Raw genomic sequence first — 20062 nt, 5'->3', positions numbered from 1 at the left:
CAAGCGTCAGCGCCAGCGCGCACAGCAGCGTTGACAGCGCCAGTTTCGCCACGAACCAGAACGGTGACGTAGCCGCCGCCGACGAACTCGCGACCGATCAGGCGCACTTCGGCAGCCTTGGTCATGGCATCAGCTGCCTCGATGGCGGGGACCAGACCGCGGGTCTCGATCATGCCGAGGGCGATGCCCATGGTTTCGTTAGCCATTGCCTACCGGGAGAAGGTGTGGAATGTTCGCTGAGGACATTGCTTCGCCAGAACCCTTCCCGTCAAGCGATTTGGACGACTTTCTCGATCACTGTCCATAGTGAACCAAATAAGCCGGGCTTATCACCCTGTGCCTCACTGTTCCGGTCTGCTGTGGTGGTTCATGTGATCACATCCCCACAAGTCGTTGTCGGCGGTGGTGAAACTCCATAAGTTCACACTGCGTCATCCTCCCAAAGCCTTGCTGCGGGGTGGAATGTTCAACCCAAAATGGATGCCGCTGGGTCGAATTCAGAGATTGTTAGCTCCTACCCCTAACCAGCCCGCACAATGGAGGCCCTCTTTGGTTGGCCATCCTTGGCGCTTCAGCTCACCATTGCCACGGGCAACCCGATCAAGGTTGCTGAAATCGAGGCCATGCTGGGACTGCTTCCGCTCGATGTGCAGCGTCAACCTGCCGATCTGGATGTTGAAGAGACGGGAAGCACCTACCGCGAGAACGCTGAGCTGAAAGCCAGCGCTGCAGCCCTGCGCACCGGCGGCTGGGCCTTGGCTGACGATTCAGGGCTTGAGGTGGATGCTCTTCAGGGTGCGCCTGGTCTGTATTCGGCCCGCTACGCCGAGGGAAACGACGCCAAGGTGCAGCGGATCCTGAAGGAGCTGGTTGGATCGCCCTATCGGAGTGCCTGTTTCCGCAGCACGATGGTGTTGTGTGATCCCTCCGGCGCCTGTCGTGCCGCGGCGGAGGGCATTTGCTGGGGGGAACTCCTGAGTGCCCCGGCCTACCCCGGCGGCGGATTCGAATCGCTGCTATGGGTTCGGGAAGCCCGTTGCACTTACGGCGAGCTGAATGCGGCTCAACTCAGCCGCCTGGGCAGTCGCGGAAAAGCGGCACGGGCTCTGTCACCACAGTTGCGTGACCTGCTGAACCTGGGCTGATCCGAGCTGGTCTGAGCGCTCAGCGTAACCGTGCGTTGCTGTTGATGTGGTCGATGGCGCGCATCGCCGCAGCGGCCGCTTCCTCCACGTCACCTTCCCGTCCCGCCAGGGTGAGACGCCCGAAGGCACCCACCGCTTTCACATCCACCAAGGTGATATTGGAGGCCTTTTCGGCTTCGTTGGCAGCAATCAACACGTATCCGGCCGGTTCCGTCTCCAGGATGAACATGCTCATCCCGGCTTCGATCATTGAGCCGCGTCGGTTCTGCCGGTTGATCAGCACGGCATGATCGGGCGTGATCGCCCTGATCACTTCCGTCCAGCTCACATCGGCTGGAGAACGCTGATCGATGGTGCTCCCGATCGCTTCCAGCACCACATCTCCGGAATGGAGCACCGTACTCTGATCGCGATGATAGAGGGCCATCGAACCGAACGCCCGCTCCACAACCATCTGACCGAGACGAACGTTGCTGGCCTTCAGTGCGATGTCCGTCACCCGGTGGACCGCCATCCCCGGTGACACCTCCATCCAGAGGCAGGCATCTCCGGGGATGGGCAGAAACCCCTGACTCACCGAACCCATGTAGGCCGCTAGTTGCGGTTGCAGCGAGTCGATGAACACGTGGGTGCGCAGTTCAATCGACTGCACATGGCTGTTCTGCCGTAACAGCCGGGGCGACTCCGAATCCGTTGTCACAACACAGCTCGCTCCCCCCTGTTGGGAGATCACCTCAGTGCCGGTGACGAGAGCACTACCGCCGCGTCGCCGCTCTCGAGCATCGAAGCTGGCAAAACGGGTCATGGCGGGGATTGTACCAGACGAATAGAGTTGAAACGGGCCAATAAAGAGTTAGAGCCTGCGGTCTTGCGCCTTGAAAAACAGCCGATACCGTCCGGAGAATCCCTTCTAGAGATCTTGCAATGACTGAGCAGTCTTCTTTGAAGCCAGTGGATCTCAACGCTGATCAAGCCCTTGGGATTGGGATGGTGAGCTTCGGCCTGATGCAACGGCTTGCGCAGGATGGCCAGGTGGATCTTCTGCCCTGGCTGGAGGCATCAGGAAATGTAGACAGTGAGCGTCTGCGTCAGCTGCGCCAACGGCTTGAGCTGACGGCTTTGGCCATCGACACCGGTGCCCCTCTGACCACCACGGAAGTGAGCATCCTGCTGGGAGCCCGTCCTGGAACAGAACGAGTGGAACGCGGCGGCCTCGTTGCCCGTCGGGTCAGCCGCAACGTCTGGCGCTTAAGCAAAGCCGAGGACAGCGATCGTTCGGATCGCTACGACGGATTCCGTCGCCGCCTTTGAGCTCAAGCCAAGGTCTGCCTGGCTTGAGCGATCCCAAAGAGTTTGAGCGAACTTTCCACTCCTCAGCGAATTTATTCGCAGCTTGGAGAGGTTGATCATTAAGGGAGCGGCCGATGGCTGGGCCAACGCTGCTGAAGGAATCGGGGCCGCGCGAGGTGTTCTGCGGTCTCACCTCGATTGTGTGGCTGCATCGGCGCATGCCCGATGCCTTTTTTCTTGTGGTGGGATCACGCACCTGCGCCCATCTGATCCAGAGCGCCGCTGGGGTGATGATTTTTGCCGAACCCCGTTTCGGCACAGCCATTCTCAGCGAACGGGATCTGGCTGGACTCGCGGATGCCCACGACGAACTCGACAGGATCTGCAAGGAACTGCTGCAGCGCCGCCCCGAAATCCGCACGCTGTTCCTGGTGGGGTCCTGCCCCAGCGAAGTGATCAAACTGGATTTGGCCCGTGCCGCCGAACGGCTCAACGAGGAGCTTTCCGGCCAGGTGCGGGTGGTGAACTACTCCGGCAGCGGCATTGAAACCACGTTCACTCAGGGAGAGGACGGGGCACTCGCGGCTCTCGTTCCCCTCATGCCCGCCAGTGATGAACGGCAGTTGCTGCTGGTGGGAACCCTCGCCGATGCCGTTGAAGACAGGCAGATGCACCTGTTCCAGCGAATGGGCATAGAGGCAATTCACAGCCTGCCGCCCAGGCAATCGACCGGTCTGCCGGGGGTGGGTGCAGGAACGACAGTGCTGCTGACCCAACCCTTTCTCACAGAAACCGCTCGCCTGCTGAGTGATCGCGGTGCCACGGTGCTCACGGCCCCCTTCCCTCTGGGGGCGGAAGGGAGTCGCCGTTGGATGGAGGCTGCTGTTGCCGCTTTCCATCTCCCTGATAAACGAGTCGCTGCGGTGCTCGATCCGTTGATGGAGCGTGCCCAGAGCGCCCTGGCCCGCCATCGCGCCGTACTGGAGGGCAAGCGGATCTTCCTACTTCCCGAATCCCAGTTGGAACTGCCCCTGGCCCGTTTCCTGCAACGGGAATGCGGCATGGAACTGGTAGAGGTAGGCACGCCTTATCTGAACCGTGAACAGATGGCGGCCGAACTGGCCTTGCTCCCCGACGACGTCCCGGTGATGGAGGGGCAACACGTGGAGCAGCAACTGGACCGGGTTCGCGCCAGCCAGCCCGATCTTGTGGTGTGCGGGATGGGCCTGGCCAATCCGCTGGAGGCCGAGGGCATCTCCACCAAATGGTCGATCGAACTGGTGTTCAGCCCGATTCACGGCATCGACCAGGCCGGCGACCTGGCAGAACTGTTCTCCCGGCCGTTGCGTCGCCGCCAACTGATTCGACCCGGCCTGCACTCAAGCAGCCCCGACCAAACCGTGCACGCCTGATCCCATGCAACTCACGCTCTGGACTTACGAAGGGCCTCCCCATGTGGGGGCCATGCGCATCGCCGCCTCCATGCGCGGCGTTCATTACGTGCTCCATGCCCCCCAGGGAGATACCTATGCCGATCTGCTATTCACGATGATTGAGCGGCGCGGACAGCGTCCACCGGTCACTTACACCACCTTTCAGGCCCGAGATCTCGGGGGGGACACCGCCGAACTGGTGAAACGGCATGTACGCGAAGCGGTGGATCGCTTCCAACCCGATGCACTGTTGGTGGGGGAGAGCTGCACCGCGGAGTTAATTCAGGATCAGCCCGGTGCCCTGGCCCAGGGCATGGAACTCACCATGCCGGTGGTGAGTCTGGAGCTGCCGGCCTACAGCAAAAAGGAGAACTGGGGGGCCGCAGAAACCTTCTATCAATTGGTGCGCAACCTGCTCAAGGAGCAGGCGCCGACCAACAACCAGCACGACCCCAAGGCATGGCAACAAAAGGGGCGCCGGCCACGGGTGAACCTGTTGGGACCATCGCTGCTGGGCTTCCGCTGCCGCGACGACGTACTGGAGGTACAGAAGCTGCTCACCCTGCACGGCATTGATGTGGGCGTGGTGGCGCCCCTGGGTGCAGGAGTGGAAGATCTGAAGCGCATCCCCGATGCCGATCTCAACGTCTGCCTCTATCCAGAGGTGGCTGAATCCTGCTGCAGCTGGTTGGAGCGCAACTTCGGCATGCCCTTCAGTCGAACGGTGCCGATTGGAGTGGGCGCTACCCATAATTTCCTCGTCGAAGTGCACGAGATGCTGGGGATGGAGCCCCCAGCCCCCAATGAGGGCTACCGGCGGTCGCGCCTGCCCTGGTATTCGGAATCCGTGGACTCCACCTACCTCACGGGCAAGCGGGTATTCATCTTTGGCGACGGCAGTCACGCCCTCGCCGCGGCCCGGATCTGCAGTGAGGAACTGGGTTTCACGGTGGTGGGGCTGGGCACCTACAGCCGGGAGATGGCCCGGCCCGTGCGGGCTGCCGCCAAAGCCTTAGGGCTGGAGGCCCTGATCAGTGACGACTACCTGGCGGTGGAAGCGGCCATGGCCGAAGCAGCACCGGAACTGGTGCTGGGAACCCAGATGGAGCGCCATAGCGCCAAGCGGCTGGGGATTCCCTGCGCGGTGATCAGCACACCGATGCATGTGCAGGACGTGCCCGCCCGGATGAGCCCCCAGATGGGCTGGGAAGGGGCAAACGTGATCTTCGACGACTGGGTGCACCCGCTGATGATGGGGCTGGAGGAACACCTGATCGGCATGTTCCGCCACGACTTCGAATTCGTGGATGGCCACCAGAGCCATCTGGGCCATGCCGGTGGTGCCGGCGCCGCCGACAGTTCCGGCTTCAGCGACATCCCAGGAGAGGGAGATGCTGCTCTGCATTGGACAGCCGATGGGGAAGCCGAGCTGAAGAAGATCCCCTTCTTCGTGCGGGGCAAGGTGCGACGCAACACTGAGGCTTACGCTCGCGATGTGGGCTGCCGGGAGATCAGCAGCGAAACGCTATATGACGCAAAAGCCCACTTCAAGGCATGAGCATTTGCACTCATTTCTTTTTATTTAATTGAAAGAAATTCTGCTTTTGCAACTCAAACAAGAAGTAGATCTTTCATTTCTTGATGAAAACCAACCACTGAACATCTGCTGCTGTTGAATGAAACTGACTTCTCTTGCACAGGTCGCCGAATGACCACGACTCTGACGCGACCGACGGATGGCGAAGGCAGCGTGCAGGTTCATCAGGACCCGGCACTGAACATCCAGGACAAGACCCTGGTGATCGCGGTTTATGGCAAAGGCGGGATCGGCAAATCGACCACCTCCTCGAACCTCTCAGCCGCCTTCTCAAAACTTGGAAAACGGGTGCTTCAGATTGGCTGCGATCCCAAGCACGACAGCACCTTTACCCTCACCCACAAGATGGTGCCGACGGTGATCGACATCCTCGAGGAGGTGGACTTCCACAGCGAAGAGCTGCGGCCTGAGGATTTCGTCTTCACCGGCTTCAACGGGGTGCAGTGCGTTGAGAGCGGTGGCCCACCGGCGGGCACCGGCTGCGGCGGTTACGTCACCGGGCAGACCGTGAAGCTGCTCAAGGAGCACCATCTCCTGGAAGACACCGATGTGGTGATCTTCGACGTGCTCGGCGATGTGGTGTGCGGTGGTTTCGCCGCCCCGCTGCAGCACGCCAACTATTGCCTGATCGTGACGGCCAACGATTTCGATTCGATCTTTGCGATGAATCGCATCGTTCAAGCGATTCAAGCCAAAGCCAAGAACTACAAGGTGCGGCTTGGCGGCGTCGTCGCGAACCGCTCGGCGGACACCGATCAGATCGACAAGTTCAACGAACGCACCGGCCTGCGCACCATGGCCCACTTCAGGGATGTGGATGCGATCCGGCGTTCCCGGCTGAAGAAATGCACCATCTTTGAGATGGATGACGACGACGATGCCGTGCAAGCGGTGCGCAACGAGTACCTGCGGCTGGCCCAGAACATGCTCGACAAGGTGGAGCCCCTCGAGGCCACATCCCTCAAGGACCGCGAAATCTTCGACCTGCTGGGATTCGACTAAGCGCTGGTTTTAAACGGCATTAGCCCAAGCCCACCAAGGCCATGGACAGCTCCCACACGCGGCGGGCTGTTTCTGGATCTGTGGCCTTGTCGGACAGTTCCTGGCTAAACTGCTGACCATCCTTTTTCTGGCGGTTGCCCCAACTCCAGTGCACCCCGGATTCGGCGAAGTCGGGATTGGCCACCACATCAGCCACCCGTTCTCCCGCCAAGGCTTGGGAGACATAGCCGCCGGTGATGTTTTTCTGGAACCAGGGGAAGATCGTTTGGAAGGCCTTGGGGGTGTTGCGGAACAACGGGGTATCCGCCACACAGCCCGGGTAGAGCGAAGTAAAGGTGATTCCGGTGTCCCCGTGCAGACGGCGATGCAGCTCCTGGGTGGTGATCATGTTGCAGAGTTTGCTGTCTTTGTACGCCTTGCCGGGCTTGAACGGCTTGCCACTGGCCATGGCGACGGGGTCTTTGAATCCGGCCTCAAAACCTGAAAGGTTCCCCAGATCTGCCGGCGCAGGGATCGGAATCTTGCCCCCCAGTTCCTCGGAATTCGCCGTCACGGTGCCCAGGATGACCACACGTTTGGAGGGATGGCTGGAGTTCTGGAGCCGACCCAAGAGCAGCTGCACCAGCAGGAAATGGCCGAAGTGGTTGGTGGCCATTGAGATCTCGTAGCCCTGGGGCGAACGCTCCGGTTGCTTCAGTTTCGGCTTGTACACGGCTGCATTGCAGACCACGGCATCCAATCGCTCGGGCAAGGCATCCACCGCCCGGCGCACACTGTCGAGATCACCCAGATCCATCAACACGTGCTTGAGCCGGTTTTTGGGGAGATCGAGTTCATCCGCCGCCGCCGCGGCACGCTGCGGGCTGCGGTTCGCCGTGATCACCGTCCAGCCCCGCTTTACCAAGGCACAGGTGGCATTGAGACCCACACCGGAGGTGGTGCCGGTGATCAGAACGGTGCCGGGCGTGGACATTAAGACGGGGCCAGGAAGTCTGCCAGTCTGCCGGTCAGCACCCAATCCCAACGCGGCTGGTCACGAATCTCAGCGCCAGACCACACGCAAACGATTAGGAGCGATCCACTGATCTTGCTCGCTGATCAGGCGCTTCTCTCCACCGATGCTGAACAGACGGTCGAACCGCTGCTGCTGCGTTTCTAATTTGGCTGACTCAATTGACACGACCGCCGCAATTTCACTGTGGCGATCCATGCGTTCCTGATAGGCCACCGACAGACGAATCAAGCTCACGCAGCCCAACAGGACAAGACCTGCCTTGGCCGCCAAAGCGAGAAGGCTGCACTGCAGTTCCTGTTGGTCGGTTTGCCGCTGAATAGCTGCGGCCATGCTGGCCGCATCCTAGCGGGGAGCTGATCTTTGAACCTGACTGGCGGGCACAGCATCAGAACGAACATCCGCTTGTAACGCAATCCGTTCGCAGGGCCAAGACAAGCTCTACGCCCGTTGATCTGGGCGCCCGCTCAGATCAGGCTTCGTAGAGGCTGATGGAGAGACGCAGGGCCAGAACAGCAGCATGGGCAGCCACCACGAGGGCAGTGAACACCTCAGGTGCAGACAAAACGGTTTCCATGGGAGCTATGCATCAAACAGTCCCATTCTTCTCCGAGGGAAGGCCTGCAGGCCATCATTCGCAAAGGCCTGTCACACCAGCCCATGGATCCGGTTCTGATCGATGCCCCTGCCATCCGCGCGTTGGATCTGCGGCCGCTACAGATCTGGAGCGATCAGCCGCTGGATGCACTGCTCAGCCTGGGGCCGGTGCTCGAGCTGCGCTTTGACTGGCCCCGGGCGCAAGACGACCCGCGGGAACTGCCGGAATGCCCCGAACCTCGCCTCTGGGCCCTGCGGGCCGATGCGCGCTTCCCCTGGCTGCCCCTGTTGCTTGAACGCGACCAGGGCAGTCTGGTTCGGCATGTGGCCCTGGTCGTGCCCCACAGTTTCAGCCGCAGCGAAGGCCTGCGTTTTGACCCGGAAGCCTTGGAGCTCTGGGTGACGCATCGGCTGATGCTGCTCGACGATCTCTGCCAACGGGAGCTCGGACGCCTGATGCGGGGCAACCTCTCCCAGATGGCCGCAGCCCTGGGGTATGAGCTCGATGCCGGTTTTTGGAGCCTGCTGAACTGATCCACTAGCTCAGCCAGAGCTGCAGGGCCCGCCTGGAGCTGTCGATCGCCAAGATGATGGCGAGCCCCCGCAGACAACGCACCAGCAGAGCCGCATCGAACTGATCAAGACGGCTGGCCGTCCACTGGGCGGCGATCGCTGCCACCGCCCCCAGCAGCAAGCCCATCAGAGGAACCCCTCGTCCTTCATGCAGGAAGTGTAGGGATGCTGCGCTGGCTGAGCAAAGCACCGCCACCGTGCTGAGCCGCACGGCCTGATGAATCGGCACAGACATCGGACCGCTCATCAGGGGCACCATCACCAGTCCCCCACCTAGGCCCAACATCCCAGCGGTCCAGCCGGCGATGGAGCCCACACCAGCCAACTGCGGTGCGCTGCTGTCATCGACGTCTTCGTTAGCATCCGCCTCGGGCCGTTCGCGAACGCAGAACGCCAACACGATGTACATCAGCGTCTGCATCGCTAGCAGAATCCAGCCCGCGGCCAAACCGGCCAAGCCACCGAACAGCAGTGCCGAGCCAAAGGCGGCCAAGCCGATGGCAAGTCCCGGCCGGCTCGGCAACCGCCCTTGGCGCAGGTGGGTGATGGTGCCTGCCAAAGCTGTGGGCACAATGGCGAAACTGCTGGTGGCCAGAGCCTGATGGGGCGGGAGATCAAGCCAGAGCAGGAGCGGGGCAAAGATCAAGCCACCGCCAATCCCCAACAGCCCGGCCAACCCCCCCGCCAGCAGGCCCAGGGCGATCAGGATCGGCACATCCCACCAGGGCACCATGGCGTGCGATCGATTCTTTCCTCCAGCATGCCCGCAACCGGGCGTCTGCTTCCCACCCAGCAAGCAGATGGACACACCCAGATGGCGTTGGATGCCTGGCTTCTGAGGCGAAGCAACGCTCCAGCTCTGCGTTTTTATCGCTGGGATGGGCCCTGGCTCTCGCTGGGACGCCATCAACGCCAATGGCCTGAGCACTGGAATGATCTGGCCCGCCGCGGCCGCATCAGCCTGGTGCGACGCCCCAGCGGAGGCCGGGCCGTACTCCATGCCGGCGGGCTCACCTACGCCTTAATCTGGCCGGATGCACTCCGGCGACGCCAGGAGGCCTACCACCAGGCCTGTCAGTGGTTAATCGATGGCTTCCAGGATCTCGGGCTACCACTGCACTTCGGTTCCGACCCTGCTGGTGCCGAGGCCAACAACTGTTTCGCCACTGCAACGGTGGCCGACCTGGTGGATCCGTCCGGCGTCAAACGGGTCGGTAGTGCCCAGCGCTGGCAGAACGGTCGCCTGCTTCAGCACGGTGAAATCCTGCTGGATCCCCCTGCCGAGCTCTGGGAAGAGGTGTTTGAAGAATCGGCACCGGCGGCGGCACCAGCCCAGATCAACCGACTGGAGCTGGATCAGCAGCTGCGCCAGAGCCTGATCCAATCCTGGAACCATTGCCCGTGGCAGATGCAGCCCCTGAAGGCCGATGAAGCTCAGGACTTGGAAGGAGAGCTAGCGTCCTGGTCGGAGCTTTGATCCTGCATTGTCTGCACCATCTGAGGAAGCATCGCCAAACCCAGGGGATAGCCATTCCGCTTGCGCGCCTCATCAAGGATCGCGGGGGGCAGGGTCACCCCGAGACGCTTGAGTACCGCATCTCCCACATCCATCCGATCAAGGGTGCCGTTGGGGAGCCCTGCAGCACTCATCACTAACAGGCGTCCCTTGGAGGCCCCCTCCAGGGCCGGCACCGCATCCACCAGTAAGGCCGAACTGTTGATGGAAGGCAGCTCAGAGAGGGGCCGCAGATGATCCTCGAGACGCTGTTGATCCCATTGCTGCACGGGCAAAAGTTTCAGGGGCTGATCGTCGATCCAACCCACCCAACGGCCGCTCTTGCAGACGAGCACCCAATCGGCAGGCCCCTCCTCCTCGCTGGCGGTCAGCCGCAGCTGGCTGAGGCGCCGCAAGGTCTGATCCGCCTCCAGCACGCGGAAGCGTTTGCCCGCCGCAGCCTCCACCTTCAAGTCCCGCAGCACGGTCTGCAACTGCAGCATTTTGGCCTGACTGCGGTTGGCACCCAGCCCGAACCAGCCGATCAACATCAGAAGGATTCCGTTGAGCCCCCAGCCCTGCCAGAGCAGGACACCGCCCAACAGGATCATCAGCATCGACAAAGCCCGGCCAGACGCCGAAGCCACCTGAATGCCCTTCTGCTGACTGCCACTGACCTGCCAGACCAAGGACTTGAGGATCAGCCCGCCATCGAGGGGCAGCCCGGGCAAGAGATTGAACAAGCCGAGCATCAGGTTGAGCAAACCCACCTGACTCAACAGCCGCGTGACCAAGGGCTGGGTGTCGGACAGCGCTGCAGCCCCCATGAGCATCCCAAAGGCCAGCAACAAGCTGACGATAGGACCAGCAGCCGCAATGCGCAGATTGCCGATGGCGGTGGGGCATTCCTTTTCCACCCGAGCGATGCCGCCCAGATGAAACAGGGTGATGCTCAACACCTTCACCCCTTCCCGCAGGGCCATCAGGGCATGGCCCAACTCATGCAGCAGCACGGAGCTGAACAACAGCAAGGTGGTCAGCAACCCCAGGCCCCAACTGACCGTTACCGAGGCCGTGGTCGCATAGCGAGATTGAAACAACGTGGTGAAGATCGCCACGGCAAACAACCAACTGGGCTGGAGCCGCAGGGGAATTCCGCCAATCTTGAGCACCTGCCAGCCCTCTCCCACCGCCAATCCCGTCGTGTGCCGCTATTGCGGACTGTCATCGACGATCCTAGGGAGAGCAATCGATGCAGCCCTTGCGTGATCCCCGCCCCACTCCAGACCTCAAGATCTGTGGGATCACCGACCTCGAGCAGGCCCACGCCATTGCACAGATGGGCGTGCGGGCGATTGGCGTGATCGGCGTTCCTGCTACCCCACGATTTGTTGAATCAGCCCAGCGCAGGGCCTTGTTCCAGATGCTGGAAGAGCAGCACCCCCAGCTACATCGCGTTTGGGTTGTGGCCAATCCTGACGATGCCGCCCTCGAGGAGGCGCTACACGGTGCAGGGCAGCCCTCCGTGGTGCAGCTGCACGGCGGCGAGTCAAACGAGGACTGCCAGAGCTTGAAACAGCGCTACCCCCTGCAGCAGTGGTGGAAAGCGTTGCGGGTGCGTGAACCCGAAGATCTCAAGCAGCTCGAGCAGTACGCGCCCCATGTGAATGCTCTGCTGCTTGATGCCTGGAGCGCCGATCAACTGGGAGGCACCGGGAACCGTATCCCTCTTGATTGGCTCGGTGAGACCGAGCTATCGGTGCCGTGGTGGCTGGCGGGGGGAGTGAGTGCGGAGTGGGTTCCGGAACTGCTCAGCCGCGTCACTCCTCAAGGGCTCGATGCCTCCAGTCGGCTGGAGGAACGGCCGGGATGGAAAAACCTCGACAAGGTTCAAGCCCTTGTCGAGGCCGTGAAGAGCAGTTGAGTCAGGGCTGATCAGGTGCTGAGCAGTGCTTCCTGCTGACGCACCAGCTCAAAGAACTCCTGCTTGAGGCTGGGGTCGTGGCGGAAATCGCCACGTACCACGGAGTTCACCATGCTGGTTTGGGGCTCTTTCACCCCACGCCACTTCATGCAGTAGTGCTGCGCCTTGATGATGATGCCGAGACCCTGGGGCTCACAGAGCTTCTCGATTTCGTCGGCGAGAATCATCACAGCTTCCTCCTGGATGTGAGGGCGAGAGAAGACCCAGTCGGCCACGCGGGTGAACTTGGAGAGGCCAATTACCCGGGCACCAGGCTTGATCCCGATCCAGCAGTTGCCCATGATCGGCACCAGGTGGTGAGAGCAGGCGGAGCGCACCGTGATCGGTCCAACGGTATAAATCTCATCCAGCTGTTTCACATTGGGGAAGCTGGCCACCTTGGGTTGCTGGTGGTAGCGCCCCTTGAACACTTCCTGCAGGTACATCTTGGCGACCCGCTCTGCCGTCTCATGGGTGTTGTGATCGTTATCGATATCGATCACCAGGCTGCGCAGCAGGTCGCGAACCTTATCTGCAACTTCAACCTGAAGCTGATCCAACTCACCGGGCTGAAGGTGATCAGCAATGTTGTCGTTGGCCAGGAAGGATGCACCCACCTCTCTCAAGCGTTCGCGAATGCGCGCTGAAACCTGAGGATTCAAGCTGCTATTGCCGTTGCCGTTGGCGACGCCATTGGAAACGAAAGGGACTGTGGAGGTCATGGTGTTCGTTTAGAAGGCGCCGGCGGCCGGCATAAGGGTGAGGTCTTCGATCAACTGGTTGCTGGGTTGCATCGCCAGATTCGCCAGTGTTTCTGCCGCCTGATCGACAGAAAGCATGGCACGACGATCGAAATCGCTTTGTACGGTTTCCGCGTCCCACAGTGGTGTGTTCACGGCCCCAAGAGTGAGCGTGCAGGCACGAATACCATGGCTCCGTTCCTCTTCCGCCAGGCAGCGAGTGAAGCTTGCCAAGGCAGCTTTACTGACGCAATACGCACCCCATTGAGGGAAGGCATTGCGAGCGGCATGGCTGCTGATGTTGATCACCAGGCCACCGTTCTCACGCATGGCGGGAACGACAACGGAACAAACCTGCATCACGCTGGTGATATTGAGCTGTAGCAGCCATTGCCAACGATCAAGCGGCATCGCTAGAAGATCGCCGGTGTAGGCAGCTCCCGCGTTGTTGATCAACACCGAAGGGGTCTCACCCTGTTGCAACAAGCCAGCCATCGCCGCAGCGATGCCGTCAGGTTGGGTTAGGTCGATGGCGGCAGTCGCCACAGAGACACCTTTGGAGCTGAGCTGAGCACCCAGCTGGTCCAATTGATCAGCGCTACGAGCGGTGAGCAGCAAGTCCCAGCCCTGGTGAGCCAGAAGCTCAGCAGTTCGGCGACCTATGCCTCGGCTCGCACCCGTGATTAGAGCCGTTGGCAAAAACCGTTAGCAAACCACAACACCTTAAGCCGGTTTCTCCACATCCTGTGACGTTTTCTCGAGGAAACGCCCCATAGCCCTGAATTTGGAGTAACGGGCCTCCCGCAGTTGCTGTTCTGAAAGGCTCAGCAGTTCATCGAGATGTCGCTCGATCGCCGTCCGGAGGATCTCTCCGGCTTCCAACGGTGCCCAGTTGTTGCCACCAGAGGGCTCCTCGAGCACCTCATCCACCACCCCAAGCTCCAGCAGGTCCTTACCGGTGATCCGCAAGGCTGCCGCCGCATCAGGCGCCTTGGCCGAATCGCGCCAAAGGATGGAGGCACAGGCCTCTGGGCTGGCTACTGTGTAGACGCTGTGCTCAAACATCAGCAAGCGATCGGCCACCCCGATGCCCAAGGCTCCGCCGGATCCGCCTTCACCGATCACGGTGGCGATCACCGGAACGCGCAATCGGAACATCTCGCGCAGGTTGACGGCGATCGCTTCTCCTTGGCCCTGCTCTTCAGCCTCGAGGCCGGCATAGGCACCGGGGGTGTCGATAAACGTGAGAATCGGCAGGCGGAAGCGATCGGCATGGTCCATCAACCGCATGGCTTTGCGGTAACCACCCGGAGCGGCCATCCCGAAATTGCGGGCGACATTTTCCTTGGTGTCGCGGCCTTTCTGATGGCCGATCAACATCACTGGGCGATTGCCCACCCATCCGACACCGCCGATCAAGGCCTGATCGTCATTACCGCGGCGATCACCGTGCAATTCGACCCAGTTGTCGCAGAACATCTGGATAAAATCCAGCGTGCTTGGACGCTGCGGGTGGCGGGCGACCTGACTCTTTTGAGCAGGCGTCAGCCCCTGAAAGATCTCCTGACGACGACGGGCAGCGAGGCTCTCCAGCTGCTGCAACTGCTGCGAGACATCCACTTCAGAATCCCGGGCCAGCTGGCGGATTTGCTCAATCTGCTGCTCCAGCTCGACGAGTGGTTTTTCGAACTCAAGCAGGGGACGACGGGGCATGGCTCTGGCTCTCCGGAGGTCAGGCGGCAGTGGCCTGCAGGTTGGGATGGAGGTTCAGGGTGCTGAACCCATGGCGGACCGATGCCGCACCGATGAAATCCATCTTTTCGAGGGTGATGTTGTTGCGCCCCCAGCTGAAGTTGGTGTGGCAGCGTTCAAACTCGAGCAGCATCGCTTCAGCGAAGCAGGCAAACATCTGGCGCTGCGGCCGCTCCATTTCTGCGAGGGCCATCATCGACCAGCCGATGTCACGACAGAACTCAACAATTCCACCCTTGAGAACGTGGATGCCACCACCAGCAACTTTGGAATCGAGATTCTTGGGGTAGCCCCCATCAATCATCAAGCAAGGCTTCTTTAAGCTGTTGTTGTCGATCTCAAGGGTGCGGGGCATGCTCGCCACCCAGACGACCACATCAGCCTCGGGCAAAGCCTGATCGAGCGACAGGATCCGTCCACCTTCCAGTTCTTGCTGAAGATCAAGCAGCGTCTGCTGCTGACGTGCCACCAGAAGAAGTTCACTGACCCCGGTGCGCGCCTGCAGCCAACGACAGACGGCGGAGCCAATGTCGCCGGTCGCTCCAACGACGGCCACCTTGGCTTTGCTGAGGTCGATACCGAGGGTGGGAGCGTTGTTTTCCACCTGACGGCAGATCACCCAGGCCGTGTGGGTGTTTCCGGTGGTGAACCGCTGCCAATCCAGGGTGGTGCTCCGCACCGTCTGGTGCTGGAGCAGGTTGAAATTCTCAAAAATGATCGAGGTGAAGCCACCCAGGGCAGTGATGTTGATGCCCTTCTTCTGGGCGAGTTCCATCGCGTTGAGAACCTTGCGCCGGGCCGTTTTGAAGCGGCTCAGCATCTCGGGCACGAAGCAAGAGTCGATGTAGGCCCCCTCGATGGTCGTGCCCACCGGACTGGTGACTTCCACATGCTCAACGAGCTGGGGTGGTGCGCTGCACCACACATCGAGATCACCGTCGGCGATGTGATCGAACCCGAGTTCCATAGCCTTACGGCGAGCGGCCTCAAAACTCGTTGAATGTCCGATCAGACCAAACATGTCTTACAGCTGACGTCTCAAAGAACACCTTGAGGAATCATGCTCCCACGGCAACCGGTATCGACGGCAACGTGCCTGTCGATAAACCGGCGTTGCATCAGCCCCTGAACCGGCTCAAATGGCAAGCGCTGCTGCCGCCATGCGGGCGATGTCGCGGGAGGTGAAGCCGATTTCACCCAGAGCTTCCTGATAAGCGATCAGGAAGTCTTCGATCAGGTCTTCCTTCTCCATATGAAGGACGGCAGCATCAGCAGCAACGTCTTCCAACATCGAGCGGATCAGCGGAAGATTGGCTTTGTTGGCCTCGAACAGCTCGTCCTTGCTGGCCTCGAAGTTGGCCTTCAACCATTCCTGGCCGTAGTTGAGATGGGTGTACTCGTCCTTCACCACACCCTCAGTGATCTTGCGGGCGAAGGGATCAGCAACGGGGATATAGATGTGATAAGCCGAAATAGCGAATGCTTCGATCAACAGAGCCTGAATCAGCAGGCAGGTGACCACCTTGCCCTCCTTTAGAGCGGCTTGAAAGTTGCCGTGGAGCGGTTCGAAGAACTTCTTGGCGAAGGGCAGGTCGGCTTCAACTCCCAGGTTCCGACCGCAGGAGGTAAAGCCCTTCATGTGCTTCATCTCCATCCGTGCCAGACGCTTGAGCTCCTCGGCCTGCTCAGGGATGAGCGTTCCCAAAGAGAGGTAGTTGTCGTGCGCTTCCTGTTCGCCCTCGATCACGATGGCGTTGATCCGGCTGTAGGCGTCCTTATAGGCCGCGGTTGTGAAATCGGGCAGTGCGTCCTGGACCTCCAGCACGGGTGCTTCAAGTGCATTGAGGGTCGTCATAGGACGCTTTCCACCACGTTCAGTGAGACCGACAATAACCAGTGCCCCACGAGTTAGGGACACATGCGTCCAAGGTTCAGGACCTGGGGGAGCTTTGTGAGGGTTTGAGGAGAAGGCTTTGGGTGGGGGGCCATCGACTGGCCAAAAGGATCTGAAACCGTGCCTGCCAGTGACTTACCAGCCTTTCTTCCAAGCGATTGCCCAGATCGACCGATGCCTGGCGCGCATCTCCGATCACGCCCGTAGCACTGAGATCGTCGGTGAGCCAAGCGCAGGGGGCAGCCCCTTCAAGGCTCCACCCCTCCGGCGGCTCCTGGGCGGAGCCCGGTACTGGACGTCCATCCACCGGGCGGGCAGATCCAACCAGCTCTGGGGCCATCTGGAGCATCAAGCTGGTTTCGGCTTGGCCGGCATGAAGACCATGGGCCAATTCCTGCTCGAGCAACAGATCAGCCAACCCCTCCACGCCACTCCAGAGGAAGCAGGGCAGAACGGCCAACGATGGGCAGCGAGCGCGCAGCTGTCTGGCTGCCACCTGCAGCAAACCGATCTGGCCGCCATGGGCGTTGAACAGAACAAGGCGCTGCACCCCCATCGCCGCCAGCTGCGTGCCCACCTGATCGATCAGATCCAGAAGCAGAGGAGCCGAAAGGCTGAGGGTTCCGGGGAAGTTCTGATGCTCAGGCGAAAAACCGATGGCCTGACAAGGCAGTCGCCAAATCGGCAGAGCTGGCTCGAGCCCGCCCAACACTGAATCGAGGATGCCTTCAGCAAAAACGGCGTCCGTCGAAAGCGGCAGTTGGGGGCCGTGTTGCTCACAGGCTCCAAACGGCCAGATCACCGTGGCACCAGGTTGGCTGGCAGCACGGCTGGCCTCTGGCCACGTCAGCTGATCAAATCGCTTGCGGTGCTGGTCCATGGAGTTGCACAGGCATGGGGGTGCCGATCTCAGCCCAGCCTGTCAAAATGATCGATCGACAAGCTCAAGGTCCATGCCCGCAGCCGGCAGCCCGCAGCCCAACCGCCCCAAGGCACCCAAGCCGGCAGCGACGAAACCGCTGCAGGTGATGCAGATCAACCGCCGCGAGGAGCAGGAAAAGCTGGCTCGTGAAGCGGCTGAAGCACGGGCAGCAGCAGAGGCTGCGGCGGAAAAGGCACGCATCCTTGAGGAACGGGCGGGGCTCGCCACCCCTCCGCGACCGGTCCAGCAGGGACCCACCTCGTCTCCAGGAACGGATGACGATGCTCTGTTCGGCATGGAAGGCATGACCATGGCCGACCTGATGGGAGCGCCGGGTCAAAAGCCCAGGAAGGAGCAGCGCAATCAACCGCGCAGCGTGGACGACTTCGATTTCGATGAGGAAGCCTTCCTCGCCGCCTTGGACGAAAACGCACCGGTTGGCACCACCGGTGAGGTGATCAAAGGCACGGTGATCGGCATCGAAAGTGATGGCGTGTATGTGGATATCGGCGGTAAAGCCCCTGGCTACATGCCCAAGAGCGAAGCAGGCCTGGGCGTTGTGACCAACTTCCGAGAGCGTTTCCCGAAGGGCCTGGAGGTCGAAGTTCTGGTGACCCGTGAGCAGAACGCTGATGGGATGGTCACGGTCAGTTGTCGCGCCCTGGAGCTGCGCAAGAGCTGGGACCGGGTGAAGGAGCTGGAGAAACAGGGAAAAGTGGTTCAAGTCATCGTCAATGGCTTCAACCGCGGCGGTGTCACCTGCGATCTCGAAGGGCTGCGCGGCTTCATTCCCCGCTCTCAACTCCAAAACGGTGAAAACCACCAGGAACTCGTGGGCAAAACCCTGGGCGTGGCCTTCATCGAGGTGAATTCGGAGACGCGCAAGTTGGTGCTGTCCGAAAAACGAGCCGCCGTCGCCGAACGCTTCCAGGACTTGGAAGTGGGCCAATTGGTGGAGGGCCAGGTTGCTGCGGTGAAGCCCTACGGCCTGTTCATCGACCTCGGTGGCATCAGCGGACTGCTGCACCAATCAGCCATCACCAATGGCAGCCTGCGCTCGATTCGTGAGGTGTTCGATCAAGGCGACCGCGTGTCGGCCCTGATCACGGAACTGGACCCGGGACGCGGACGCATTGGTCTCAACACAGCCCTTCTCGAAGGGCCCCCCGGAGAGCTGCTGATCGAAAAAGACAAAGTGATGGCTGAAGCCGCCGATCGCGCCAGCCGCGCCCAGAGCATGCTGAAACAGCAGGAGCAATCCGCCAGATGAGCACTGCTGCCCTGACAGCCTCCGAAAACTGGGAACTCGATTTCTACTCCCGACCAATTCTTGAGGCCGATGGCCGCAAGCGTTGGGAACTGCTGATCACCTCCACTCCCGCCGCAACCGGCGATGCAGAGCCATTTCGCTTCGCCAAGGTGTGCCCCTCTGGTGAGGTGAATTCGCTTTGGTTGAGCCAAGCCCTGGCAGAAGCCAAGGAGGCATCCGCCAGCGGGGGCTGGGGTTCTCCCGTGCGTTTGCGCTGCTGGCGCAGTTCGATGCGCACCATGGTGCAGCGCGCCGCAGCCGAACAAGACCTTGAGGTGATTCCCAGTCGGCGCACTTTTGCCCTACTCGACTGGCTTCAGCAGCGAGAGAGGGAGGTGTACCCCGAGGAGGAGGGCTTCATGGCGGGACCATTGGCACCGCCACCAGCACCCGTTCCAACCCCACCGGTGCCTCTGCCGGAAGAAGTTCAGGGAGACGCCTGGAGCTGGGCCACCCTGTCGGTGAGCCTACTGCTGGAGGCTTCTGAGTGGCCGATGAGTTTCAGCGGGCTACTGCCGGTGCCCGATGGCATCGACCCCGAGGCCTCTGTGCCGGGTCTGCGCCTGTTCAGCCAGAGCCGCTCCCTCGCCATGGCGGGCTGGTTGGGGGGTCTGGAACCCGTGCGGATGATCGTTGAAGATCGCCAGCTGGTGCTGGAGGCTGGTCAGGACGACCGCTGGCTGGTGAGCGACCTGGAGCAAGGCGTCGCCACTGAAATCGCCGAAGCCCTGGCGACCTCGCAGCAGCAGGTGCGCGGCCTCCAATTCATCGCTATCCAGTCCAGCCCCGAAGAACAGACCTTCGGCGGCTTTTGGATGCTGCGGGACATCCCAATGGCCTGATTGCAGGGCTGATGAAAGACGGGCCGTTTGATCGACCAGATAGCCGCTTCAACACGTTGAAGGACTGGACCTGGATCGGTTGTTATGGGGGCTATTACCTCCAGAGCGAGCTTCTCCATGGGCAGGGTTTCGAGCACGGCTTCTTCACCCGGCTCTGGCACGGCCGTGATCCTGATGAACTGGCGGGGTACGTCAGCGCCGGCATCAGCGTCCACCGGCCCCAGCAGATCCACAGTGGAATCGTGCTGAACGGCAGCGACGCCCATCAGGATCCCTGGCCTGAGGCTGATGGTCTGGTGAGTGATCGCGGGGGTCAGAGCCTCTGGGTGTGCGGCGCCGACTGCACGCCGGTTCTGATCGCGGATCCCGGCACCGGGCATGCCGCGGCCTGTCATGCCGGTTGGCGTGGGTTGGCGGCTGGAATTCTGATCACGGCCCTGGATCGGTTGGTGCAGCGAGGTGCCCGGCGAGAGGATCTGGTCGTTGCCCTGGGTCC

The 20062-nt window shown here is 61.2% G+C and carries 24 protein-coding genes; 11 read left to right on the top strand and 13 right to left on the bottom strand.

Annotation, left to right across the window (positions count from 1 at the left end; genetic code table 11):
* A partial coding sequence (locus ACGVJ8_RS05330) for a BMC domain-containing protein (RefSeq protein ID WP_392346097.1) occupies positions 1-206 on the bottom strand: 206 nt, incomplete at its 3' end.
* A gap of 330 nt (positions 207-536) precedes the next feature.
* On the opposite strand from ACGVJ8_RS05330, the gene ACGVJ8_RS05325 reads away from it, so the two are divergent.
* Complete coding sequence (locus tag ACGVJ8_RS05325) at positions 537-1145, top strand: non-canonical purine NTP pyrophosphatase (protein ID WP_392346095.1); 609 nt, start codon at positions 537-539, stop codon at positions 1143-1145.
* A gap of 19 nt (positions 1146-1164) precedes the next feature.
* On the opposite strand, the gene ACGVJ8_RS05320 is transcribed toward ACGVJ8_RS05325, so the two are convergent.
* Positions 1165-1950, bottom strand: a complete 786-nt coding sequence (locus tag ACGVJ8_RS05320; RefSeq protein WP_392346093.1) for a BMC domain-containing protein — start codon at positions 1948-1950, stop codon at positions 1165-1167.
* A gap of 119 nt (positions 1951-2069) precedes the next feature.
* On the opposite strand from ACGVJ8_RS05320, the gene ACGVJ8_RS05315 reads away from it, so the two are divergent.
* From ACGVJ8_RS05315 to bchL, 4 genes are all read left to right on the top strand, one after another.
* On the top strand, positions 2070-2456 hold the full coding sequence (locus ACGVJ8_RS05315) for a hypothetical protein (protein ID WP_392346091.1): 387 nt from the start codon (positions 2070-2072) through the stop codon (positions 2454-2456).
* Positions 2457-2569: 113 nt separating this feature from the next.
* Positions 2570-3847 carry a ferredoxin:protochlorophyllide reductase (ATP-dependent) subunit N gene (locus ACGVJ8_RS05310; protein ID WP_392346089.1) on the top strand — a complete coding sequence of 426 codons (1278 nt, stop codon included), beginning with the start codon at positions 2570-2572 and terminating at the stop codon, positions 3845-3847.
* A gap of 4 nt (positions 3848-3851) precedes the next feature.
* Positions 3852-5426, top strand: a complete 1575-nt coding sequence (locus tag ACGVJ8_RS05305) for a ferredoxin:protochlorophyllide reductase (ATP-dependent) subunit B (RefSeq protein ID WP_392346087.1) — start codon at positions 3852-3854, stop codon at positions 5424-5426.
* Positions 5427-5576: 150 nt separating this feature from the next.
* Positions 5577-6467: a ferredoxin:protochlorophyllide reductase (ATP-dependent) iron-sulfur ATP-binding protein gene (gene bchL / locus ACGVJ8_RS05300; RefSeq protein WP_392346085.1), complete on the top strand. Its 891-nt coding sequence runs from the start codon at positions 5577-5579 to the stop codon at positions 6465-6467.
* A gap of 19 nt (positions 6468-6486) precedes the next feature.
* Here bchL and ACGVJ8_RS05295 read toward each other — a convergent pair whose 3' ends face one another.
* The 3 genes from ACGVJ8_RS05295 to psaM all read right to left on the bottom strand — a co-directional run bounded on the left by ACGVJ8_RS05295 (position 6487) and on the right by psaM (position 8056).
* Positions 6487-7440 (bottom strand): protochlorophyllide reductase, encoded by a 954-nt coding sequence (locus ACGVJ8_RS05295; RefSeq protein ID WP_392346083.1) that lies wholly within the window; start codon positions 7438-7440, stop codon positions 6487-6489.
* 69 nt (positions 7441-7509) lie between these two features.
* On the bottom strand, positions 7510-7812 hold the full coding sequence (locus tag ACGVJ8_RS05290) for a hypothetical protein (RefSeq protein ID WP_392346081.1): 303 nt from the start codon (positions 7810-7812) through the stop codon (positions 7510-7512).
* Positions 7813-7951: 139 nt separating this feature from the next.
* Positions 7952-8056, bottom strand: a complete 105-nt coding sequence (psaM, locus tag ACGVJ8_RS05285; RefSeq protein WP_392346079.1) for a photosystem I reaction center subunit XII — start codon at positions 8054-8056, stop codon at positions 7952-7954.
* 83 nt (positions 8057-8139) lie between these two features.
* Here psaM and ACGVJ8_RS05280 point away from each other — a divergent pair, with 83 nt between their 5' ends.
* Entirely contained in the window at positions 8140-8610 is a 471-nt protein-coding gene (locus ACGVJ8_RS05280; RefSeq protein ID WP_392346077.1) for a CRR6 family NdhI maturation factor, read from the top strand.
* Positions 8611-8614: 4 nt separating this feature from the next.
* Here the strand turns inward: ACGVJ8_RS05280 and ACGVJ8_RS05275 are convergent, their stop codons facing one another.
* The gene (locus tag ACGVJ8_RS05275; protein WP_392346075.1) at positions 8615-9382 is read right to left on the bottom strand and encodes a sulfite exporter TauE/SafE family protein; all 768 of its coding nucleotides are present in this window, start codon (positions 9380-9382) and stop codon (positions 8615-8617) included.
* Between the two features lie 27 nt (positions 9383-9409).
* Here ACGVJ8_RS05275 and ACGVJ8_RS05270 point away from each other — a divergent pair, with 27 nt between their 5' ends.
* Positions 9410-10126: a lipoate--protein ligase family protein gene (locus ACGVJ8_RS05270; protein WP_392346073.1), complete on the top strand. Its 717-nt coding sequence runs from the start codon at positions 9410-9412 to the stop codon at positions 10124-10126.
* Here the strand turns inward: ACGVJ8_RS05270 and ACGVJ8_RS05265 are convergent.
* Positions 10084-11334 (bottom strand): site-2 protease family protein, encoded by a 1251-nt coding sequence (locus tag ACGVJ8_RS05265; RefSeq protein WP_392346071.1) that lies wholly within the window; start codon positions 11332-11334, stop codon positions 10084-10086. The genes ACGVJ8_RS05270 and ACGVJ8_RS05265 overlap by 43 nt on opposite strands.
* 62 nt (positions 11335-11396) lie before the next feature.
* On the opposite strand from ACGVJ8_RS05265, the gene ACGVJ8_RS05260 reads away from it, so the two are divergent.
* Positions 11397-12068, top strand: a complete 672-nt coding sequence (locus ACGVJ8_RS05260; RefSeq protein ID WP_392346069.1) for a phosphoribosylanthranilate isomerase — start codon at positions 11397-11399, stop codon at positions 12066-12068.
* An 11-nt stretch (positions 12069-12079) separates the two neighbouring features.
* Here ACGVJ8_RS05260 and folE read toward each other — a convergent pair whose 3' ends face one another.
* From folE to ACGVJ8_RS05230, 6 genes are all read right to left on the bottom strand, one after another.
* Positions 12080-12829, bottom strand: a complete 750-nt coding sequence (gene folE / locus ACGVJ8_RS05255) for a GTP cyclohydrolase I (protein WP_392346067.1) — start codon at positions 12827-12829, stop codon at positions 12080-12082.
* A gap of 9 nt (positions 12830-12838) precedes the next feature.
* A complete protein-coding gene (locus ACGVJ8_RS05250) occupies positions 12839-13546 on the bottom strand; it encodes an SDR family oxidoreductase (RefSeq protein ID WP_392346065.1) in 708 nt (235 codons plus the stop codon).
* 24 nt (positions 13547-13570) lie between these two features.
* Positions 13571-14560: an acetyl-CoA carboxylase carboxyltransferase subunit alpha gene (locus tag ACGVJ8_RS05245; RefSeq protein ID WP_392346063.1), complete on the bottom strand. Its 990-nt coding sequence runs from the start codon at positions 14558-14560 to the stop codon at positions 13571-13573.
* A gap of 19 nt (positions 14561-14579) precedes the next feature.
* Positions 14580-15620 carry a long-chain acyl-[acyl-carrier-protein] reductase gene (locus ACGVJ8_RS05240; protein WP_392346061.1) on the bottom strand — a complete coding sequence of 347 codons (1041 nt, stop codon included), beginning with the start codon at positions 15618-15620 and terminating at the stop codon, positions 14580-14582.
* A 114-nt stretch (positions 15621-15734) separates the two neighbouring features.
* Positions 15735-16454, bottom strand: a complete 720-nt coding sequence (locus ACGVJ8_RS05235; RefSeq protein WP_392346059.1) for an aldehyde oxygenase (deformylating) — start codon at positions 16452-16454, stop codon at positions 15735-15737.
* 76 nt (positions 16455-16530) lie between these two features.
* Positions 16531-17373 (bottom strand): creatininase family protein, encoded by an 843-nt coding sequence (locus ACGVJ8_RS05230; RefSeq protein ID WP_392346057.1) that lies wholly within the window; start codon positions 17371-17373, stop codon positions 16531-16533.
* Positions 17374-17446: 73 nt separating this feature from the next.
* Between ACGVJ8_RS05230 and ACGVJ8_RS05225 the strand changes: the two genes are divergently transcribed.
* The 3 genes from ACGVJ8_RS05225 to ACGVJ8_RS05215 all read left to right on the top strand — a co-directional run.
* A complete protein-coding gene (locus ACGVJ8_RS05225) occupies positions 17447-18685 on the top strand; it encodes a S1 RNA-binding domain-containing protein (RefSeq protein WP_392346055.1) in 1239 nt (412 codons plus the stop codon).
* Complete coding sequence (locus tag ACGVJ8_RS05220) at positions 18682-19566, top strand: Tab2 family RNA-binding protein (RefSeq protein ID WP_392346053.1); 885 nt, start codon at positions 18682-18684, stop codon at positions 19564-19566. Before ACGVJ8_RS05225 ends, ACGVJ8_RS05220 begins: the two co-directional genes overlap by 4 nt.
* Positions 19567-19577: 11 nt before the next feature.
* Positions 19578-20062, top strand: a 485-nt coding sequence (locus tag ACGVJ8_RS05215; protein WP_392346051.1) for a polyphenol oxidase family protein, incomplete at its 3' end; no start/stop codon positions are given.

Origin of the sequence: Parasynechococcus sp. (genome assembly GCF_042954245.1) — a bacterium.
Lineage (GTDB): Bacteria > Cyanobacteriota > Cyanobacteriia > PCC-6307 > Cyanobiaceae > Parasynechococcus.
Note: the sequence above shows the minus strand (reverse complement) of the source record. Positions and strands in the feature narration are given on the sequence as shown.

Excerpts from the sequence above, each read along its gene's own strand:
- bchL (WP_392346085.1), top strand. The coding sequence starts at position 5,577 with ATGACCACGACTCTGACGCGACCGACGGATGGCGAAGGCAGCGTGCAG.
- ACGVJ8_RS05240 (WP_392346061.1), bottom strand. The coding sequence starts at position 15,620 with ATGTTTGGTCTGATCGGACATTCAACGAGTTTTGAGGCCGCTCGCCGT.
- ACGVJ8_RS05225 (WP_392346055.1), top strand. The coding sequence starts at position 17,447 with ATGCCCGCAGCCGGCAGCCCGCAGCCCAACCGCCCCAAGGCACCCAAG.
- ACGVJ8_RS05290 (WP_392346081.1), bottom strand. The coding sequence starts at position 7,812 with ATGGCCGCAGCTATTCAGCGGCAAACCGACCAACAGGAACTGCAGTGC.
- ACGVJ8_RS05235 (WP_392346059.1), bottom strand. The coding sequence starts at position 16,454 with ATGACGACCCTCAATGCACTTGAAGCACCCGTGCTGGAGGTCCAGGAC.
- ACGVJ8_RS05310 (WP_392346089.1), top strand. The coding sequence starts at position 2,570 with ATGGCTGGGCCAACGCTGCTGAAGGAATCGGGGCCGCGCGAGGTGTTC.
- ACGVJ8_RS05305 (WP_392346087.1), top strand. The coding sequence starts at position 3,852 with ATGCAACTCACGCTCTGGACTTACGAAGGGCCTCCCCATGTGGGGGCC.
- ACGVJ8_RS05245 (WP_392346063.1), bottom strand. The coding sequence starts at position 14,560 with ATGCCCCGTCGTCCCCTGCTTGAGTTCGAAAAACCACTCGTCGAGCTG.
- psaM (WP_392346079.1), bottom strand. The coding sequence starts at position 8,056 with ATGGAAACCGTTTTGTCTGCACCTGAGGTGTTCACTGCCCTCGTGGTG.
- ACGVJ8_RS05280 (WP_392346077.1), top strand. The coding sequence starts at position 8,140 with ATGGATCCGGTTCTGATCGATGCCCCTGCCATCCGCGCGTTGGATCTG.
- ACGVJ8_RS05230 (WP_392346057.1), bottom strand. The coding sequence starts at position 17,373 with ATGGACCAGCACCGCAAGCGATTTGATCAGCTGACGTGGCCAGAGGCC.
- ACGVJ8_RS05270 (WP_392346073.1), top strand. The coding sequence starts at position 9,410 with ATGCCCGCAACCGGGCGTCTGCTTCCCACCCAGCAAGCAGATGGACAC.
- ACGVJ8_RS05260 (WP_392346069.1), top strand. The coding sequence starts at position 11,397 with ATGCAGCCCTTGCGTGATCCCCGCCCCACTCCAGACCTCAAGATCTGT.
- ACGVJ8_RS05320 (WP_392346093.1), bottom strand. The coding sequence starts at position 1,950 with ATGACCCGTTTTGCCAGCTTCGATGCTCGAGAGCGGCGACGCGGCGGT.
- ACGVJ8_RS05275 (WP_392346075.1), bottom strand. The coding sequence starts at position 9,382 with ATGGTGCCCTGGTGGGATGTGCCGATCCTGATCGCCCTGGGCCTGCTG.
- ACGVJ8_RS05220 (WP_392346053.1), top strand. The coding sequence starts at position 18,682 with ATGAGCACTGCTGCCCTGACAGCCTCCGAAAACTGGGAACTCGATTTC.
- folE (WP_392346067.1), bottom strand. The coding sequence starts at position 12,829 with ATGACCTCCACAGTCCCTTTCGTTTCCAATGGCGTCGCCAACGGCAAC.
- ACGVJ8_RS05295 (WP_392346083.1), bottom strand. The coding sequence starts at position 7,440 with ATGTCCACGCCCGGCACCGTTCTGATCACCGGCACCACCTCCGGTGTG.
- ACGVJ8_RS05325 (WP_392346095.1), top strand. The coding sequence starts at position 537 with ATGGAGGCCCTCTTTGGTTGGCCATCCTTGGCGCTTCAGCTCACCATT.
- ACGVJ8_RS05315 (WP_392346091.1), top strand. The coding sequence starts at position 2,070 with ATGACTGAGCAGTCTTCTTTGAAGCCAGTGGATCTCAACGCTGATCAA.